This window comes from Thalassotalea ponticola (assembly GCF_041379045.1).
Classification (GTDB): Bacteria; Pseudomonadota; Gammaproteobacteria; order Enterobacterales; family Alteromonadaceae; genus Thalassotalea_A; species Thalassotalea_A ponticola.
In genome coordinates this window covers 1,888,449-1,906,552 of sequence record NZ_CP166871.1, presented here as the reverse complement: position 1 = coordinate 1,906,552, position 18,104 = coordinate 1,888,449, and the positions used below count along the sequence as shown (strand labels likewise).

Here is an 18,104-nt window from a genome sequence, read left to right as displayed (position 1 = left end):
CTGTTTACCATGGACACTCAAGGCAACTGCTTTCGATATAGACGAATTAAAAAGTCGGCAGTGCATGAAAAGCCGTGGTCATTCGCCAGCTGCTCGCTCAGTGTCGCTGAGCCTTTAAATGCAAATGGGGTCATCGCCAGTAAATTTCTCGCCATCCCACCATCGGCAAACGTCATTGTATAGCTCAATCGCTCTTGTGTGACTAGCGCAAAACCTTCGATCTGGTCTTTCGTCTCATCGTGTTCTCGTGGGGTGTCATAGATTTTTTGTTTAAGTTGCCACAAGTGCTTTTTGCCCGGGGTTACACTGATAAAAAAGCCGTCGTCTTTGAGCAGGCGATGAAACTCTTCTGCTTTTATCGGTGCGTACACTGAATACAGCCAATCTACGGATTTCTCGGCAAACGGCAACTGGGCAATTGATGCCACGCTAAAATGACAATCAGGGTATTTTTTAGCCGCAATGCGAACTGCATTTTTAGCGATATCAACACCGTAGACTGAGCAGTTTTTAGCGGCGTGAGCGGCGGTGTAATAGCCTTCCCCACAACCGGCATCGACTATGCAACCGCTGGGCATTTTGTCTTGTTGCCATTGTACCAACTTGTCGCGCAGCGGCTGATAATACCCACCGTCGAGAAAAGCTCGCCGTGCGTTGACCATGTCGTTGTTATCACCCGGATTCTTAGAGTGCTTATACTGCACGGGAAGTAAATTGACGTAACCTTCCTTGGCGATGTCAAAACTGTGATTGTGCTGACAGCGATAGCTTGCCATAACGCGAATCAACGGTTGATGGCAAATAGGGCAAACGTACGATGCCAATCGGGACATGATGATGATCCTTGTGTTCTCAAGTCTAGTTAAAAACAGACCATATCGGTGCGTGATCTGATGGTTTTTCAATACCGCGTAATTGGTAATCAATACCCGACTCAGTGCAGCGCTTGGCCAATTCTTTAGTGGCTAAAACCACGTCGATGCGCAGACCTCGGTTGTCGTTAAAGCCTTTCGAGCGATAATCAAACCAACTAAACTGGTCGTCGACACTGGGATGGCATTGTCTGAATGTATCGACAAAGCCCCAGTCTAATAATTTTGCTAACCATTCTCTTTCTTCAGGTTGGAAACTGCACTTGCCGGTCTTCAACCACCGCTTGCGATTCTGTTCGCCAATGCCTATATCAAGATCGGTTGGTGAGATATTAATATCCCCCATTACCACAATGTTATCAGCTGCACTGTGATGAGTGTCTAAATAGCCCATTAAGTCTTTGTAAAATTGACGTTTGTACGGAAACTTTGTTTCGTGACTAATGTTATCTCCCTGAGGGAAATAACCGTTTAATACCGTGATTGGTTGGCCGTTGTCATCCTCAGTGGTGATCATAATCATGCGTTTTTGCATTTCTTCCAAGTCGGTTGGAAAACCTTTTTGCACATGAATAGGCTGTTTTTTACACAGCATTGCAACACCGTAGTGAGCCTTTTGACCATGGAAGTATACGTGATAGCCCATTTTTTGCACATCCTCTAACGGGAAGGCTTCATCGTGTACTTTGATTTCCTGTAAACCAATGATATCGGGCTGGTGCTTATCAATCAGTGCTTGCAGTTGGTGAAGTCGGGCGCGAAGGCCGTTGATATTGAACGAGACAATTTTCATAGCGATTATTATTTAAAAATTTTTGCGTCATTTTAACAGCTTATTGCGCATTGACAAACCGCAGACTAATTTTCTGTAGTTAAATAAATGCAGTTTTTTGGTTAATAAATTTAGTCTTTATAAATCAATTAACTAAAATGTAACCAAAGGGGATTTTTCGAGTCGCTAGATCGGCAATTTGGTGTTGCAAGCGACGCCGAGCTAAGGTGATGATAAATCTAACAATGCGTTGTGTCAGGTCGTTGTGTTAATTATCATTGTGATGCGTCAATTGGTGAGCTGATTGTTTGTCGTCTCGGTGGTAACAAGGTCAACGCCGAGTTAATGCCCGTTAGCACTGAGCTTGTAATCAACAGACCCTAGCAAATACGAAGGGATTAACTGCACATAGTTGGAGCAATTTTAATGGCAGAGAACAAACCGAACCTTAAAAAAATATTACTGGTTGAAGATGATCGTCAATTGTCGGATTTAATAAAGGATTTTTTGACGAGTGAGGGATTTCATATAAAGCAGGAATTTCGCGGTGATACCGTGGCAAAAGCGGTAGAGAATTTCTCACCGGATTTGATTATTTTAGACGTTATGTTACCGGGTAAAGATGGTTTTACTGTTTGTAGAGATCTACGCCCTACGTTTAGTAACCCAATATTGATGCTGACCGCAAAGAGTACCGACTTTGATCAGGTACTAGGGTTGGAAATAGGCGCAGATGATTACGTCGCCAAACCGTTAGAGCCTCGTGTTTTATTAGCTCGCGTTAATGCCTTATTGCGACGTGGGCAACTGCCCAAAGGCGGCAGTGAAAAAGCGGAAATCCAATGTGGTAAATTGCGCATCAATCGCAACTCTCGCCAAGTGGTTCTCGACGGCGAAAGTATCGATTTAACCAGTCAAGAATTCGATTTACTCTGGTTGTTAGCGACCCGAGCAGGCGAAGTTCAAAACCGCGACTATATCTATAAAGCGGTGGTGGGTCGGGAATACGATGGTATGGATAGAAGTGTTGATGTGCGCATTTCGAGGCTTCGCAAAAAATTACTCGACTCTACTGAAACACCTTATCGGATTAAAACTATTTGGGGACAAGGCTATTTGTTTGTACCGGACGCTTGGGATTGATGCGTTTGAATTAAGGCTAAACGATGAAACTCGGGCGCTCATTTTTCAGCTTGTACGTTTTGCTTCTGCTGTGTTTTGGCGCGCTTAGTTTTGCGCTTGATCACGTTTGGCAACGCAGTGTTAAGCAAGATATTGCGTCTTATTCTGGCTATAAAACTCTGCTGGTATTACTGGCAGACTCACTACAGCAAGCTGATCCTGCAACCTGGTCACCTGCAATTGACGATACCGCTCGGCAATATAATTTACCGCTGTCGTTGCAATGGACGCAGAACTCTGCTGATAACACCTCTACCGACGTTGATATCACATCGCCACAGGTATTAGTGACACAAGATGGGGATTGGCTAACGTTTAGCCTAGCGCTGAGTGAGCAATCAGCTATTTTGATACTCGGCCCTGTTAAAGCGTCCACTGCGCCAAAAACACCGCTATTGTTGCGCGTGCTGATGGTGCTATTACTTGGTATTTTACTTTATTTGTGGTTGCGACCTATTTCAAGAGATTTGGCACGTTTAGATTCAGCGGTAGCTGCATTTGGCTCAGGAAACTTCAATACTCAGGTGGTAAGTGGCGATTCGGCATTAATAAAACCGATCATCAAAACTTTCAATATGATGTCGTCGCGGATCAAGCATTTATTGAAAGCACATAGAGAACTTACCACAGCAGTGTCGCATGAGTTATCTACGCCATTGGCGCGAAGTAAATTTGCCTTACAAGTACTAAGTAGTACATCCGATGCAGATACTCAGCAACGCTATATTAAATCGATCAACACCGATATATGTGAACTCGAATCCTTGGTAAATGATTTAGTGATGTATAACTCATTTGACACGACTGAACCGACAATCAGTTTTGAGCTCACTGACATCAGTGCCATCGTACAAGAGCAAGTCACCAACATTACTCAGCCCGATCTCACAGTTAACGTGAATGATTCGCTAGACGGACAACTGGTTCGGTGCGATCCCCACTTTATTAGTCGAGCAATAAGTAATGTTTTAAATAATGCGGTCACGTTTGGTCGCGGTCGAATCGACGTCACCTTAGCGCTTACAGAGCAACACTGTTGCATTACCGTTGATGATAATGGCAGTGGTGTTGCCGATGAATTTAAAGCCCGTGTCTTTGACGCATTTTCTCGCTTTGATCAAAGTCGCGGTAAAGACACTGGCGGGTTTGGTCTTGGCTTAGCTATTGTCAGTAAAGTCATGCGTTGGCATCACGGCATTGCCACGGTTGATGATAGCCCATTAGGTGGTGCCAGATTTGTACTCACGTGGCCGGTGCGTTGAACCGTTAAGCGCGTGACAATCAGCCGTGACAGCGCTTAAATTTCTTACCGCTATTGCAAGGGCAGGGGTCGTTTCGAGTAACTCGGCGGATAAGGTGATCGGATAATATATTGCCGTCGATATATCTCCAATGACCGTCTTCTTTGATAAAACGCGAGTTTTCTTGTAATTGACGGATTTGATCTTGATATAAATAGCTGGCAACAAACTGTACAAAGTGTTGCTCATTGTCGCTGTAATTGGTGTCCTCTATGGTTAAGCCCAACCAATGAGTTTGCTCAATCCACGCCTGGATGTCCGCTTCACTATTATTACGCTGTTGTGCCTTTGCATACGTTTGAGCGATGTAGTTGGCGTTGCCCAATGCATAAGCTGTGTAACGCGAGCGCATGAGTTGTTCAGCGCTTTGAGCGATATCGCGCCCCTCAATAAAGACTAGGCAACATTGTTGTAACGGCTTGTTTGAGCCGCATGGGCAAGGCTGTGTTAGAGGATAAGTATCGGTCTGGTTAGACATAGACAGGTTAAAACAATGATAAAATTAAGCGTTAATACTACCACAACTTATGCCACACAAGTTAGTTAATGTTAGTGGCTCGGGTGATATTGCGATACGCTTTTTACTGTCGTGATAACAGCACGCTTTAGGCGGCTTAAGCTATTGCGGTCAATGTTATTCAGCGCTTTCAGCTAATTTCGCGACCATCTCAAAGCCCGTGCTTTGTTAATTACGGTTTACTGGCACATATTAGTGCAGGGTTTTGTGATGATTAACAATAATACACTCGGTCTTACCGTGTTTTGCACTGCTCTTTAATATGTCCAGTTGGCTGGCGTTAAATTGCTTATCCCAAATAATAATGGTGGAGCAATTTCCGCGCAGTAGTGCGTTGACGATTTGCTCAAATGTTATTGGCTTTAGGTTAGGGTAAACACGCAGTAGTTTTTCGTGGTCAATGTGTTTTGTCAGTGGCTGTAAGTCTGTTTCGTCTCCACCTACACAAAGAATCCAACGCTTTTGCTGCTGATTTTTACTGCAGCGAGACAGTAAATCGAAAGTCATCGTTTGATGGGGCTGATCAGAGGCCAAAGTCAGCCAACGGTTCGAGTTATAAAACGAGCGATTAAGGTTGTTTATTGCCTGATTCATTGTGTCTATTCCAATGTGTAATGCATACTGTATAAACGTACAGTATTGTTTCTGTAAACGGATGTCAACCCTTTTTTGTTCATAAAAAGTACGTTACTGGTTAATTAATCAACGGCTCACGTTGCAAGGCACGTGTCTGTATTTGGTCGTTATATGAGCTGAATACCGTTTTAGCCGCGTTATTGGCTATTTGAATTGTTTGACAAGAGGCAAGGTTAAGGCGCTATTATAAACGCGCCGAGGTTTACAATTTAGAGATGACGATAAGCGTGTTAGAGGCAGTACGTGGCATTATTTGCGCAAAGTAAAGGCTGATAAAATAACCTCAGCCTTTACTGGTCGATGGGCAATGAGCAAACTATGTCGTTTAAAAAAACGCAGCGTTTGCTTGAGGATTTATATCAACACCGCTGACGTGAGCACGTTGCAACAGTTGCCAGTAATAACGATAAGTTGCTCTATCGTGCAGTTCACCTTGATATTGAATCGGACCCCAGTTATTTTGCTGTGCTGCCAACAAAATGGCCGCCGCGTCTTCAACTTCCTGATAATCCGGCTTCATTGCATCAACAATGGCGTTTATTTGCGTGGGATAAATGCTCCACATACGCAAAAAACCAAATTCAAGTCTTGCTCGACTTGCATCATCGATTGTTTGTTGGACATTTTTTAAATCGAGGGTGACATTGTGTGATGGGATAACACCATGGGCCAAGCACGCCGCCACCATTTCGGTTTTCGCTCGCGCCAGTAAGGCATGCTCAAACTGTCCCGGCGAGCGCATGCAAGACGCTGGAATGGCACCGTTATGACCAGAAACAAAATCCATCATACCAAAATCTAACACCTGCACTGATTCTATCGCCGCTATTTGCCACACGTCGCGCAATGCGCCATGTGTTTCAATTAACACGTGTACGGGAATGTCACGCTCTATATTGCTTTGGTGCGCAATGCGTTTTATGTACATCACCATTTCTTCAATTTGAGAGGCATTAGTGCACTTAGGCAGGGTAATGTACGCTAGTTTGTCACCGACTTGCGGCACAATGATATCGATATCGCGTTGCCAATGGGGATGGCTGTGATCGTGAATGCGCACTCCTACCATATTGAACGCATTGGCATCGCTGCCAATCATCTGCGCCACCATATTAGCGTGTTCTTCCTCGCTACCCGCAGCAGCACCATCTTCACAGTCACACGTAATATCAAAAACCGGACCCAGCTCTTGTTGTAACTGCATAGCTTTGCTAATTAACTTTTCACTGCCGGCAAAATGTTCGCAACTGGGTAGAACGGGAAACGGCGCTTCGCCATCAAACAACGCTTTATTTGGGTGTACCAGTGTCGACATAAGTCCTCCAATTATTTTAATAGTATAGGGTGGCTTCCTGTCCCTGTTGTCTAAGCCTAACGTTTGAATGCCGTGTAATCAACGTTGTAAGTTTACGGGATAGGTTTGCTTTTTTTATCTGATTTTGACTAGGCGAATACCGATAAAAACGCATATAGTCCGTTTTATATATAACCTGTCACCACGTACTTTTGAAAATTTCACGAACGTTCAAAAGTCACATAAATACCTTTGCCATATCGGCTTTTGTTGATTTTCTTGCTGACCTGCTGTTTGTTTAATAAGCTAGCGCATTTTGATAGCAAGGTCTAATATTTTTTAAACATTTGTTTGAAATATATACTCTAATGGTGTAATTATAAATAAAAGTTTTCATTATTTTGTTTGTTTCTTTTTCGTTGTCGTACCTCGCTGAGCAATCTGCGATGGGTAAAAAGGAGGGAACACATGGCACTAGCCGGCAGAGCGTAGGAGGATGTGTTGAACTATCACAATGAATTTTTAGATCAAGTAAACGAGCAAGATGTGCTCGGTGGTTTTTGGCCGGGGATACAGTTGTATTATCCGCCGATCAAGTACTCGCCCAAAGACGGAAGTTACGAAACTTTGGAGCAGGCAAGTGAACGGATGCGCAAGCACGCCCACTTATGTCAAGCGCATACGCTGTTATTTGACTTGGAGGATGGCTGTCGACAAAAAGAGCAGTCTCGACAGTTATTGATCAACGAGTTACCTCAATTTGCACAGAGAAGTTTTCAAATTGCCGTGAGGATTAATCCGTTTCGCACTGAAGAGTACGAAAAAGACCTGCAAATGATCCGTCAGGTAGCGGACTATGTTGACGTCATTGTACTGGCCAAAGCTGGAGAGTCTTACGGCGCAGCCGAAATTCGCGATCTCAGCGCATGGCTCGTGGCGGTCAATCCCAATATAGAAATCCAACCCATCATTGAACACCCTCGCTCGTTAAAAATAGCCGATCAGCTCATGGCATTTTCAAGCGTTAAGCACGTGGTATTTGGTATCCACGATTTTTCGAAAGCCATGGCGATTCATTTAACTCCCGAAGGGTGGATAGATGAGTTATTAACCTACTTGCGTACCTTGCTTCTCGAAGCGCGCATTGCGGGTAAAGGGGTGATAGGTGGTGTCGAGGTGTTAATTAACGATACACCAATGCCTGAGAAAATGATTGAACCGGATGATGTGCGCCGTTGGTTAGATTTACACGGTGATCACGAATCTCATGTGGTTCACGGGCATGCGCTAATCGAAGCACAAATGGGGCTCACCGGAAAACAATTGATCCATCCCTACCACATACACCTGTGTAAAGTAGCATTTACCCCGTCGCCAAAAGAGATAAAGCGCAACGTTGAAATATTACAGGCGGCGATTGCAGCCGATGCATTACTCGGTGGTGCAATCAAATTTGAAGGTGAGATGCTGGATCCACCGATGTTCGGAAAAGCTCTGCAGAGTTTGTTACGCGCCTATGCATTGAAGTCACTCAATGAAACGGATAAGCAATTTGCGCTCAGTGTCTTAAAAATGCTTCCTGTTTCAGTGATACGTGAAAACTGGCCATACGGACGAATCTAATGCAACAGTACGATAATATATTAAATACAAAAACTAATCAGTGGCAGATACCCGAGCACTTTAATATTGCCCACGGATGTATTCGCCAACATGTAGACCAAGGACGAGGCGAACAGTTGGCGATGATCGTCGAAGATCAACAACGCGGCACTTCACAGCTAACCTATCAACAACTCGACGAGCAAAGTGGTCGCTTTAAGCGAGTCCTCAATTCTTTGCGGCTCGCGGTGGGCGATCGGGTGTTAATTCGCTTACCCAACAGTGTGTATTATCCAATAAGTTTTTTTGGCGTGCTCAAACACGGTGCGATTGCGGTACCCACATCGACGCTGTTATCGGCATCTGAAGTCGTTTATCTGGCCAAAGACTCTGGCGCAAAGGTGTTAGTCACCGATCAATGTATGTGGTCTGAATTAGTCGATATGCTCGACCAACTTGGTTCGGTGCATACTGTGTTGCTAACCGGTGCTAAGGGGCGATTGCCTGTTGATGACAAGATCAATAACCATGGTGTAAACGACAACGAGCGAACTATTGAGGTTATCGATCTTGAGCAAGTTTTAACGGCCACTGACGCCGATAACCAGATTGTCAACACCTTGGCCCAAGACCCTGCTTATCTGGTGTATACCTCTGGCACCACTGGGTTTCCCAAAGGCGTACTACACGGTCACAAATCACTGCTCGGCCGTTTGCCAGCGAGTCGTTATTGGTTTGATTTTAAGTCAGCTGATAGGGTGTTGCACTCGGGTAAGTTTAACTGGACCTATGTTTTGGGCTCTGCGCTGATGGACCCTTTGTTTCACGGACACTCGGTGATCGTCTATGAAGGGGAAAATCGCGCCGATGTCTGGCCCATGCTGATCAATAAGCACCGTTGCACCATTTTTATCGGTGTACCAACCATTTATCGACAAATTATTGAAAAAACACAGGTTAAAGGTGAAGACTTGCCGAGTCTTCGCCATTGTATGAGTGCCGGCGAACACTTAAGTGACGAAATGCTTGCTCGTTGGCGTCAGCGTTTTGCCATGGATGTGTACGAGGCCATAGGTATGTCGGAATGCTCGTACTATATTTCGCAACGCACCGATATGCCTATACGCCCCGGCTCTGCAGGATTTGTGCAACCTGGCCATCGAGTTGCACTACTCAATGATCAATTTGAGCCGGTTACTGATAACCAAGAAGGTATGATTGTGATAGAGCAGGGGGATCCCGGCTTATTTTTACGCTACTGGCAACGACCCGATGAAACAGCGATGAGCCATCAACGGGGTTATTTTATTACCGGTGACTATGCCCGTCGTGATGACGATGGTTATATTTGGTTCATTGGGCGCAAAGACGAGATTATCAATACCTTTGGCTATCGCGTATCGCCCTATGAAATTGAGCGGGTGATGAAAACACATCCCTTGGTTAGCGATTGTGTCGCTTTAGCTGAAAACATCAGCCCGGATAAGGCCATTGTCAGTATTTGTGTGATCAGCGAAGGTCAAGAGCCGGGTAACGCACAACAGTTACTCGATTTTGCCAATGCGCACCTCGCGCGTTACAAAGCGCCCAAAAAGGTCTATTTTTACCAACAGTTTCCACGTACCAAAAATGGTAAAGTCATTAGAAAAAAACTGGTTAGTGATATTGAAAAGATGGCACATAAACAGACCCAACCAATGGATAGAACAATAGAGGCATCATCATGATAAGCAATAACTATCGCCCCCGTCGCAGCGCTTTGTACATACCATGCCACCAACAGCGCTTTATCCACAAAGCGCGAACACTTAATGCCGACAGCTTGATTTTTGACTTACAAGAGTCGGTACCGCCGGCGCTCAAAGCACAAGCGCTATCAACTCTTATCGATGAATTAGCCGATAGCGATTTTGGTTACTCAGAGCGCGTTGTACGAGTGAACAGATTAGACTCACCTTGGTTCAAAGACGACATCACCAAGGTGGCAAGTCTCGATATTGATGCCGTGTTGTTTCCCAACATCAACTCGAAACACGAGCTACTAACTGCGATAAACGCGCTCGATGAGGCGGGTGGTCAAGACAAAAGTGTGATGGTTAACATTGAATCTGCGCTTGGTGTATTACGGGTAGAGGAAATCGCCAGTTGCAGTGAGCGATTAACCACGTTAATCATGGGAACCAGTGATTTAGCCAATGCGCTGCACATTAACGCTACGCTTGATCGCCAAGGCTTACAAACCTACTTGTCTATGTGTTTGTTAGCGGCTCGCGCATACGATAAAAGTATTATCGATGGACCGCATTTTGATCTCAAAGACGCTGTCGCGTGTGAGTACAGTTGTCGTCAGGCTCGCGATTTTGGCTTTGACGGTAAAGCGGTTATCCACCCTGTACAACTGACCTACACCAATGATGCGATGACGCCAAAACAAGAAGACGTCAACCGAGCTAAAGCCATTATTAAAGCAATGGAGAACGCGCATCAGCAAAATCGCTCTGTTGGCGTTGTTGACGGTCGGGTAATCGAACCCTGTTTACAAGACTGGGCAGAGCGCGTGTTGTGTTTATGCGATATGGTCAAGCGCATTGGCCAAAGTGAATTACTTGGACCGACAACGCGATAGTCGCAATGACTCAACCGCTGTCTTGGACATCAGGGGTTATAACAAGGGAGTCCTTATGGTAAATGATTCGAGGTATGAACGCTTGGCTAAAGACGAAAACAAGCAACAACAAGCAACCGTTATTTGTCCTCAAGGCTATTTTTTTGAGGACTTCGAGCTAGGCCAAGTCATGCACCACGGTGTGCCTAGAACGATCACCGAGGGCGATTGTAGCCTTTATATTGCGCTAACGGGCTCGCGTTTTGCGCTACACTGCGCTGAAACCGTTGCTCAGTCATGTGGCTTTGCCCATACTCCAGTTGATAATTTATTGCTGTTTCACATTGCTTTTGGCAAAACGGTCAATGATATATCACTTAATGCGGTAGCCAATTTAGGCTACGCAGAAGTGGTCTTTAAGCATCCGGTTTACATTGGAGATACGATAAGCGTCACCAGCGAAGTTATTGGCTTGAAAGAAAACTCCAGTGGTAAAACCGGTATTGTCTATGTTCATTCAATAGCGACTAACCAACGGCAACAGGCGGTATTGTCGTTTAAGCGCTGGGTTATGGTACACAAGCGCACTGAGCTTAAAAGCGATGTCGCTATCGTACCAAAAACCGCGCCTGAGGTATCAATTGCCGAGCAACAGATTCCCGATAATCTCAATGTGACATGCTGGGCTGAACACTTATCCGATTGTCAGATTACCGCCGAACAGTTGTCGCCGGGGATGCAAGTTTTTCATCGCGATGGCATTACCATTAACGACAGCGATCATTCGCTGGCTACGCGCTTGTACCAAAACAATGCACGGGTTCATTTTGATCAGCACTGGATGAAAGCAAATAACACGGAGCGCTTAGTATACGGCGGTCATATCATCTCACTGTGTCGCGCACTGTCTTATAACGGTCTTGCCAACGCGATTTGGTTATCGGCGATACACGGTGGCAAACACGTTAATCCGTGTTATGCGTCAGATACTATTTATTGCTTATCGACGATAGTCGAGATAACCGACTTAGATTATCGCGATGACGTTGCCATTGTGCGTATTAATAGTCTCGGCATTAAAAATAACACCCCCGAACAGATGCCATACATTGTTGAGCGTGGCGAATTAGGGCAGAGGTATCATCAAGATGTGGTATTAGACCTCGATTACAGCGTGATTATGCGCAAGGGAAAAACACCGGTATAACCCGTCAATGCATCATTTATACACTAAGAAACTCGGTGGGCTTTGCAACGCTTTGCTATTTTGCAGTTCCATTTGTGTCTGTGATAATCGAGTAACAATAAATTGATGAATGAAAATCGTCGCTCATTGATAGCACCAGACAACTCAGCATCCGGCGTTGTACCGACGTGCGTCGGTGGCTTAGGTGATAAAAACGCGCGTTTGCGCGTCTATTGTGCGAATGCGCCACAGCTTAGCCCATTTGATGTGCCACGTGATGTCATGCCACTTAACGACGGCGATATCCACTATATCGGCCAGCAAACGTCTAATCATTGGCGCAAAATATTTAACGTGTATGCCAAATTGGTTTTTGATCTACTATCTGATCAAGCGGCTTATCAACACCGATGGCAGCACTACCGCGAGCGCACCTTATTGCAACAGCACAGTCATACTGCGTTGCTGTTTGCCAAGAGCTATGACGCATTAGCAAGTGCTAAAAGCAAACCCGGTATAGATATTATCATGGGAAAAACCTACGCATATCAGTTGTTAGGTGAGCACAGGTTAGCCAATTTTTTTTGGCCCACTAGCGATTTCGCGATTGATAAAGCGCAAGCGATTATCGTCTGCCCGTATTTTGATTATCGCCAGTTAACCAATGAAAAAATTGGCTTTTTACAGTCGCTAATTCACACCATTGACACTGGTCAGTGCCTATTTGATTGACAACCTAGCAGTAAGTGCACTGAGTTGTTGTCAGGCGCTACCTTATTTTCTCCCTTCTGTTAATTTTTATCTATACTTCAAAGGCATGTAATCGACATTTATGTCTCAGCGCACAGCACCAAGTAATCGCTACAATTCTAATCCTTTGTAAGCAGGTCGGTGTTGGCGTGTCTATTGCATTTTTTGTCCTCGATAAAGCAAAAATGCCTTCGACTAACCTCGTTTGCATCCAAAGTAATAAGCGGTTCCGTGGCATTAACAGCAGCGATAAATAATTAAGGTAACGTATGTCAGAACAAACAGTGTTAGTAATAAATTGCGGCAGTTCCAGTTTAAAGTTTTCGTTGATAGCACCCGATAGTGGTGAGCAGTTTGTATCTGGGGTCGCCGAGCGTCTATTGACGGAACAAGCATTTATTAAAGTGAGCTATCAAGGTAGTAAACAGCAAACGGCGTTAACAGAGCCGTTTGATCACCAAGTGGCGGTTAACTTCATTGTCGACTTTTTACAACAGGCAGGATTAAGTGAGAAAGTCAGTGCGGTAGGTCATCGCGTTGTTCACGGTGGAGAATCGTATTCGCAACCAACCATTATTGATGATTCGGTTAAAGCCAGTATTGCCGACCTTGGCAAGCTTGCGCCATTGCACAATCCGGTTAATCTGATCGGCATCGATGCCGCAGAAAAGGCGTTTGATGGTTTAATGCAAGTGGCAGTGTTTGATACCGCCTTTCATCAAACTATGCCATCGAAAGCGTTTATTTACGGACTGCCTTATCACCTTTACAAACAACACGGCATTCGCCGTTACGGTTTTCACGGGACAAGTCACTACTTTGTTGCTAACCAGGCCGCCAAAGAGCTTGGCAAACCGATCGAGCAAACCAGTGTGATCACCGCACATTTGGGCAACGGCTGTTCCGTTACCGCCATTGACAATGGCCAAAGCGTTGATACATCGATGGGATTGACCCCACTTGAAGGGGTGGTTATGGGCACTCGCTCTGGCGATATAGACCCGGGGATCGTATTCCATTTGATCGAGCAACTCAATTACTCGCCTGACGCGGTCAATAGTTTGTTAAACAAGGAAAGTGGCTTACTAGGCATTTCGCAAATGTCGAACGATTGCCGCACCATTGAAGATGCGATTTTAGAGGATAACGATACTCACGCCGATATGACAATGGATATTTTTTGTTATCGCATCGCCAAGTCCATCGCCTCGTATATGGCCGCGCTAACACATTTTGATGCCTTGGTGTTTACCGGCGGTATAGGCGAAAACTCAGACTTGGTGCGCTCTCGCGTGGTGCGCAGCTTAGCGCTGCTAGGATTAACGCTCGATGAGCAACGCAATACCGATATTCGTTTTGGCAAACGCGGCATTATATCAACGGATGAAAGCGTATTGTGTTTGGTTATCCCCACCAATGAAGAGTTAGTCATCGCCATGCAAAGCAGTGACATTATCGCTAAACAACAAGGGTAGGAGAGCGCCATGCCAAGACGTATTATGCTAGTCCCTGTCGGTTTTGGGGTTGGGCTAACCAGCAGTGCCCTTGGGTTGTATCACAAGTTACAGCAGTTGGGGGTTGATGTAGGCTACTTTAAGCCTATTACCCAACCGTCGCGCAATGTGTTGCACGGAGATACCCAAGCAGCGCCGGATCTGGCCAATATTCAGGAACACAGCATACCGATATCGGTGCTTGAAGAGAAGGTCGGTGATGACAAACTCGATGTCGTTCTCGAAGAAATTGTAGCCAACTTCGAGCGCTTTGATAACGATATTATTGTGATTGAGGGAATGATCAAAACCACTAAACACACCTACGCAGCACGCATAAACGCAGAGGTTGCCCAAGCGCTGTCAGCAGACATTATATTTGTCACTACACCGGATAATGATACGCCTGAACGGTTTGAGGATCGGCTCGAAGTCAGTGCCAAAACCTTTGGTGGCATCAAAAACCCGCGCGTTAAGGGATGCATTATCAATAAAATTAATGCGCCCAATAAAGATGTCTATGGCTTATTACCCCGTGATTCTGAATTTACGCCTAGCAGTGATGTCAGCGAATGGCTGAATTTACGAATATTCAAAACCAAAGCATTTCAATTAATAGGTGCTATCCCCTGGGATATGGATTTGGTTGCGCCGCGCGTTGCCGAAATTGCCAAGTACCTGGAGGCGACAGTGTTAAACGAAGGTGATTTAGAACACCGGCGGGTGCGCAGTATTAGCTTTTGCGCGCGCAGCGTCGCCAATTTAATGAGCCATTTAGAACCCAACCGACTCATTGTCACTCCCGGCGACCGCACCGATATTATTATCGCCACCTGCTTATCGGCGCTTAATGGCACAAAAATTAGCGCGTTGTTACTAACCAATGGTTATAAGCCCAACGATGCTGTGTGGAACTTATGTCAGCAAGCGTTACAAACAGGCTTGACGGTTTTGTCGGTGGACTGGGACACCTGGGAAACCTCACGTCATTTGATGGGCTTTAACCCCGAAATTCCGGAAGAAGACATTCAGCGCCAAGATCGGGTAAAACATTTTGTTGCTGATCATTTAAAAGAGCAATGGCTGACTGAGTTCATAGGTGAGAAAATTACCGGTCAATTATTGTCACCACCGGCCTTTAGGCACAAATTGACTACCTTAGCGAAAAAAGCGGACAAGTTAATCGTTCTGCCTGAAGGCAATGAGGTGCGCACAGTTAAGGCTGCGGCAATTTGTGCTGAGCGTGGCATTGCTCGTTGTCAATTACTGGGTAATCACGACGAAATATTGCGAGTGGCAGAGCAACAGGGTATCGATTTGCCCGACGGGGTGATGATCATCGACCCTGAAGTGATTCGGGAAAACTACGTCAACCCACTGCTTGCATTGCGCAAACACAAGGGGATGACTGATATCATTGCTCGCGAAGAATTAAAAGACAATACTGTACTCGCGACCATGATGTTGCAGCTCGGTCAGGTAGATGGTTTGGTTTCAGGTGCGGTCAATACTACCGCCAATACCATTCGTCCAGCACTGCAACTGATCAAAACCGCACCGGGAAACTCGTTAGTCAGTTCGGTGTTTTTTATGTTGTTGCCCGATCAAGTATTTGTTTATGGCGATTGTGCAATTAACCCTGATCCGAATGCCGAGCAATTAGCTGACATCGCCATTCAGTCAGCAGACTCGGCCGTGCAGTTTGGTATCGAACCTCGGGTTGCGATGATCAGTTATTCTACCGGGAGCTCTGGTTCCGGTGTCGATGTTGAAAAGGTATCAGAAGCAACCAAATTGGCGCAACAAAAACGTCCCGATTTACTGATTGATGGGCCGTTGCAATACGATGCGGCGGTGATGAAAAATGTCGCGGTTAAAAAAGCGCCAAATTCCAAGGTTGCCGGCCAAGCGACCGTCTTTGTTTTCCCCGATCTCAATACTGGTAACACGACGTATAAAGCGGTGCAGCGCTCTGCCGATTTGATCAGTATCGGCCCTATGTTACAAGGTTTGAACAAGCCGGTGAACGACCTTTCTCGCGGCGCCTTGGTTGATGATATTGTTTATACGATTGCTCTTACCGCTATTCAGGCGGATCAACAATAAGCGGTCGCAACGCTCGCTGTGAGATTTACTGAGAGATAAATGACGGGGATACTTGATAGCTCGGCGTTTTACTGAGTTGCAAATACAAAAAAATCAGCTCTAGGCTGATTTTAATAGTGGTGGGTGCGACTGGATTCGAACCAGCGACCTCTTGCATGTCAAGCAAGCGCTCTAACCAACTGAGCTACGCTCCCACATATGACATATACGTGTCATCTTAAATTGTCATTATTGGTAGCCTTTTGGCTAACAACGGCGGCTATGTTAACCACTCACATTTATTGATGCAAGTGGTTTTATTAAGTTTTTTAGCAAAACAAGTTTGTTCGCTTAATAATTGTGCAAATAAGCGCAAATGCGAGCTATATTTACGGTGTAGATACCGATAGCGCCGCACTGTCAGCTCGTTTTTGGATGATTTTTAAACGCCAATAAAGCAATATGGCGGCACATGTCAAACCCGATATAAAGCCTATCCAAAAACCGGCGGCGCCGAGTCGCGGTACGATAATATCGGTTAATCCTAAAATTACGCCCAAACTCAAACCGACCAACCAATAAGAGACAAAAGTAATGTACAAAATCGACTTGGTGTCTTTATAACCGCGCAGGGCACCGGCCGAAATAACCTGAATGAAGTCTGAAAACTGAAATAAAGCCGCTAAAAACATTAACTTTGCTGCCATGCTGACAACAACCGCCTCATTGGTATAAATTCGCGCAATTTGTTCGCGAAAGACAATGGTCGAAGCCGCTGTTAACACCGCGATCAAAAAACCGAGTATCATCGAATTTGCACAAATATCTCGTGCATTATTGAGCTGTTTTTCCCCTACCGCAAAACCCACCTTAATGGTGACCGCCATAGCAATAGACAATGGCACCATAAAAATAAGCGATGAAAAATTAATTGCTATTTGATGGCTGGCGACGATATCTGCGCCAAACGGAGCGAGAATAATCGCCACAACACTAAACAGGGAGACTTCAAACAGCAAAGATAAGGCAATCGGCACTCCGAGGCTTAACAAGGTGATGATTTCTCGGCGTTCGGGAAGGCTTAACGCGCCAATTAAGTTGATGTGTTGCAGTTTTTTACTCCACAGTGCATACACCATTGTCGCCAAAAACATTGACCAATAAACGATTGCCGTTGCGATACCGCACCCCGCACCACCTAATTCAGGTGCGCCAAATTGGCCATAAATAAAAATATAATTTGCGGGAATATTGATAAGTAGCCCGATCATCGCAATGATCATGGTAGGTTTGGTTATGCCCATACCCTCAATGTAATTGCGAAACACAAAGTACAGGCAAAAGCCCGGACCGCCCCAAACTATAAAGCTGAGGTAGTCTAGCATTAACCGTTTTAACTCAGGCTCTAATTGCAAATGGGCACGTGCCGAGTCAACCAGTAAGTAAAAAACGACAATGACTAAAGTCGATAACACTATGGTTATCCAACCGGTTTGTATCGTAGCGTGGGCAATTCTCGATGTGTCTTTAGCCCCTCTGGCTTGCGATACGATTGCGCTTAGTGCCATGGTTACGCCTTGAATGGCGATGATAATAGGTAACCAAATACTACTGGCAACCGCTACTGCTGCCATATCGGTTGAACTTACGCGACCTGCCATTACCGTGTCGGCAAAACTCATTAAATTTTGAATTAGTTGAGCGATCAAAATAGGGTAGGCTAATTTAATTAGTTTTTTGGTATCGGAAAAAAATTTCGCTAGAGTCATAAAGCTAAAGGCACGATAATAGAGAAAGAGATTATAACCA

At 45.2% G+C, this 18,104-nt stretch carries 15 protein-coding genes and 1 tRNA gene; 9 read left to right on the top strand and 7 right to left on the bottom strand.

The genetic code is table 11. The annotated features are described in order from the left end of the window. Positions 1-17: 17 nt before the first annotated feature. Together rlmA and xthA are read right to left on the bottom strand one after the other, a co-directional pair. Positions 18-833 carry a 23S rRNA (guanine(745)-N(1))-methyltransferase gene (gene rlmA / locus ACAY30_RS08210; protein ID WP_290250075.1) on the bottom strand — a complete coding sequence of 272 codons (816 nt, stop codon included), beginning with the start codon at positions 831-833 and terminating at the stop codon, positions 18-20. A 25-nt stretch (positions 834-858) separates the two neighbouring features. Continuing rightward, positions 859-1,665, bottom strand: a complete 807-nt coding sequence (gene xthA, locus ACAY30_RS08205) for an exodeoxyribonuclease III (RefSeq protein WP_290250073.1) — start codon at positions 1,663-1,665, stop codon at positions 859-861. 405 nt (positions 1,666-2,070) lie between these two features. On the opposite strand from xthA, the gene ACAY30_RS08200 reads away from it, so the two are divergent. Then, positions 2,071-2,787 (top strand): response regulator, encoded by a 717-nt coding sequence (locus tag ACAY30_RS08200; protein ID WP_290250071.1) that lies wholly within the window; start codon positions 2,071-2,073, stop codon positions 2,785-2,787. A gap of 23 nt (positions 2,788-2,810) precedes the next feature. Beyond that, the gene (locus ACAY30_RS08195) at positions 2,811-4,088 is read left to right on the top strand and encodes an ATP-binding protein (protein ID WP_290250070.1); all 1,278 of its coding nucleotides are present in this window, start codon (positions 2,811-2,813) and stop codon (positions 4,086-4,088) included. A 19-nt stretch (positions 4,089-4,107) separates the two neighbouring features. On the opposite strand, the gene ACAY30_RS08190 is transcribed toward ACAY30_RS08195, so the two are convergent. From ACAY30_RS08190 to ACAY30_RS08180, 3 genes are all read right to left on the bottom strand, one after another. Then, positions 4,108-4,605 carry a YchJ family protein gene (locus ACAY30_RS08190; protein WP_290250068.1) on the bottom strand — a complete coding sequence of 166 codons (498 nt, stop codon included), beginning with the start codon at positions 4,603-4,605 and terminating at the stop codon, positions 4,108-4,110. Between the two features lie 231 nt (positions 4,606-4,836). Next, positions 4,837-5,238, bottom strand: coding sequence for a hypothetical protein (locus ACAY30_RS08185; protein ID WP_290250066.1), 402 nt, complete (start codon positions 5,236-5,238; stop codon positions 4,837-4,839). Between the two features lie 367 nt (positions 5,239-5,605). Next, the gene (locus ACAY30_RS08180) at positions 5,606-6,595 is read right to left on the bottom strand and encodes a CoA ester lyase (RefSeq protein ID WP_290250064.1); all 990 of its coding nucleotides are present in this window, start codon (positions 6,593-6,595) and stop codon (positions 5,606-5,608) included. Positions 6,596-7,075: 480 nt separating this feature from the next. On the opposite strand from ACAY30_RS08180, the gene ACAY30_RS08175 reads away from it, so the two are divergent. The 7 genes from ACAY30_RS08175 to pta all read left to right on the top strand — a co-directional run bounded on the left by ACAY30_RS08175 (position 7,076) and on the right by pta (position 16,316). Then, the gene (locus ACAY30_RS08175; protein WP_290250062.1) at positions 7,076-8,197 is read left to right on the top strand and encodes a CoA ester lyase; all 1,122 of its coding nucleotides are present in this window, start codon (positions 7,076-7,078) and stop codon (positions 8,195-8,197) included. Then, entirely contained in the window at positions 8,197-9,903 is a 1,707-nt protein-coding gene (locus ACAY30_RS08170; RefSeq protein ID WP_290250060.1) for an acyl-CoA synthetase, read from the top strand. The genes ACAY30_RS08175 and ACAY30_RS08170 overlap by 1 nt, the downstream gene beginning before the upstream one ends. Beyond that, positions 9,900-10,802, top strand: a complete 903-nt coding sequence (locus tag ACAY30_RS08165; protein WP_290250058.1) for a CoA ester lyase — start codon at positions 9,900-9,902, stop codon at positions 10,800-10,802. The genes ACAY30_RS08170 and ACAY30_RS08165 overlap by 4 nt, the downstream gene beginning before the upstream one ends. 55 nt (positions 10,803-10,857) lie before the next feature. Further along, complete coding sequence (locus tag ACAY30_RS08160) at positions 10,858-11,988, top strand: MaoC family dehydratase (protein ID WP_290250056.1); 1,131 nt, start codon at positions 10,858-10,860, stop codon at positions 11,986-11,988. A 105-nt stretch (positions 11,989-12,093) separates the two neighbouring features. Further along, positions 12,094-12,699: a hypothetical protein gene (locus tag ACAY30_RS08155; protein WP_290250054.1), complete on the top strand. Its 606-nt coding sequence runs from the start codon at positions 12,094-12,096 to the stop codon at positions 12,697-12,699. Positions 12,700-12,986: 287 nt separating this feature from the next. Further along, the gene (locus ACAY30_RS08150) at positions 12,987-14,192 is read left to right on the top strand and encodes an acetate kinase (RefSeq protein ID WP_290250052.1); all 1,206 of its coding nucleotides are present in this window, start codon (positions 12,987-12,989) and stop codon (positions 14,190-14,192) included. A 9-nt stretch (positions 14,193-14,201) separates the two neighbouring features. Then, positions 14,202-16,316, top strand: a complete 2,115-nt coding sequence (gene pta, locus ACAY30_RS08145) for a phosphate acetyltransferase (protein WP_290250050.1) — start codon at positions 14,202-14,204, stop codon at positions 16,314-16,316. A 117-nt stretch (positions 16,317-16,433) separates the two neighbouring features. On the opposite strand, the gene ACAY30_RS08140 is transcribed toward pta, so the two are convergent. Then, a tRNA-Val gene (locus ACAY30_RS08140) sits at positions 16,434-16,510 on the bottom strand. A gap of 174 nt (positions 16,511-16,684) precedes the next feature. After that, entirely contained in the window at positions 16,685-18,064 is a 1,380-nt protein-coding gene (locus ACAY30_RS08135; protein ID WP_290250048.1) for an MATE family efflux transporter, read from the bottom strand. Positions 18,065-18,104 lie beyond the last annotated feature (40 nt).

Excerpts from the sequence above, each read along its gene's own strand:
- ACAY30_RS08155 (WP_290250054.1), top strand. The coding sequence starts at position 12,094 with ATGAATGAAAATCGTCGCTCATTGATAGCACCAGACAACTCAGCATCC.
- ACAY30_RS08200 (WP_290250071.1), top strand. The coding sequence starts at position 2,071 with ATGGCAGAGAACAAACCGAACCTTAAAAAAATATTACTGGTTGAAGAT.
- ACAY30_RS08180 (WP_290250064.1), bottom strand. The coding sequence starts at position 6,595 with ATGTCGACACTGGTACACCCAAATAAAGCGTTGTTTGATGGCGAAGCG.
- pta (WP_290250050.1), top strand. The coding sequence starts at position 14,202 with ATGCCAAGACGTATTATGCTAGTCCCTGTCGGTTTTGGGGTTGGGCTA.
- ACAY30_RS08150 (WP_290250052.1), top strand. The coding sequence starts at position 12,987 with ATGTCAGAACAAACAGTGTTAGTAATAAATTGCGGCAGTTCCAGTTTA.
- ACAY30_RS08135 (WP_290250048.1), bottom strand. The coding sequence starts at position 18,064 with ATGACTCTAGCGAAATTTTTTTCCGATACCAAAAAACTAATTAAATTA.
- ACAY30_RS08185 (WP_290250066.1), bottom strand. The coding sequence starts at position 5,238 with ATGAATCAGGCAATAAACAACCTTAATCGCTCGTTTTATAACTCGAAC.
- ACAY30_RS08160 (WP_290250056.1), top strand. The coding sequence starts at position 10,858 with ATGGTAAATGATTCGAGGTATGAACGCTTGGCTAAAGACGAAAACAAG.
- ACAY30_RS08195 (WP_290250070.1), top strand. The coding sequence starts at position 2,811 with ATGAAACTCGGGCGCTCATTTTTCAGCTTGTACGTTTTGCTTCTGCTG.
- ACAY30_RS08165 (WP_290250058.1), top strand. The coding sequence starts at position 9,900 with ATGATAAGCAATAACTATCGCCCCCGTCGCAGCGCTTTGTACATACCA.
- rlmA (WP_290250075.1), bottom strand. The coding sequence starts at position 833 with ATGTCCCGATTGGCATCGTACGTTTGCCCTATTTGCCATCAACCGTTG.
- xthA (WP_290250073.1), bottom strand. The coding sequence starts at position 1,665 with ATGAAAATTGTCTCGTTCAATATCAACGGCCTTCGCGCCCGACTTCAC.
- ACAY30_RS08170 (WP_290250060.1), top strand. The coding sequence starts at position 8,197 with ATGCAACAGTACGATAATATATTAAATACAAAAACTAATCAGTGGCAG.
- ACAY30_RS08190 (WP_290250068.1), bottom strand. The coding sequence starts at position 4,605 with ATGTCTAACCAGACCGATACTTATCCTCTAACACAGCCTTGCCCATGC.